General features: G+C 47.6%; 1 protein-coding gene. It reads left to right on the top strand.

The annotated features are described in order from the left end of the window. Positions 1-446: 446 nt before the first annotated feature. Positions 447-563, top strand: a 117-nt coding sequence (locus tag C492_RS22960) for an Lrp/AsnC family transcriptional regulator (RefSeq protein WP_152424892.1), incomplete at its 3' end; no start/stop codon positions are given.

Here is a 563-nt window from a genome sequence, read left to right as displayed (position 1 = left end):
CCAATTGGCGGTCAGTGATGAGCCAGAGGCCGCTGAACTGCGTGAGGAGATTGACGATCTCGAGGCCCGAATCGAGGAACTTACTGAGTTTAGCCCAGCCCAGGAGTTCCATGCTGAGTGACTGAGAGTGGTTGGCAGATCGTTGCCATCTCACTAACTCTGTAAGCGGGTACTTGTCTGGGCCTTCTTCTGTCTAACAAGGAGTACGTCTTCGAGTGTGATGATGAGAAATACTCCGGCTCTGGGGTGGAACAATCCGCTCATCGTGCAGGATGTAACGTACCAAAGAAGTCCAGAACCAGACGGACGACTGCTTTTCATATCTGTTTTGCTATATAAATGTAAATTCTACAACATACAAATCTGAGTATAGTAGATGAGTTTCTAGAGGGTGATACCGTGGACATTCGTAAATTTCTAATAGGATACGTCTGCTGTGTTATTTAATGACTTACGCGAATCTGGATGCAGATCTGGTCAATGAACTTCTCACGGATGGACGTGCGAGCCTTCGAAGTCTTGCTGAAGAGCTCGATGTGTCCGTCACGACAGTCTCGAATCAC

The sequence above is a fragment of the Natronococcus jeotgali DSM 18795 genome (genome assembly GCF_000337695.1).
In the GTDB taxonomy this organism is placed as follows: domain Archaea; phylum Halobacteriota; class Halobacteria; order Halobacteriales; family Natrialbaceae; genus Natronococcus; species Natronococcus jeotgali.
The sequence above is the reverse complement of the archived record's forward strand: the minus strand, read 5'-3'. Positions and strand labels throughout refer to the sequence as shown.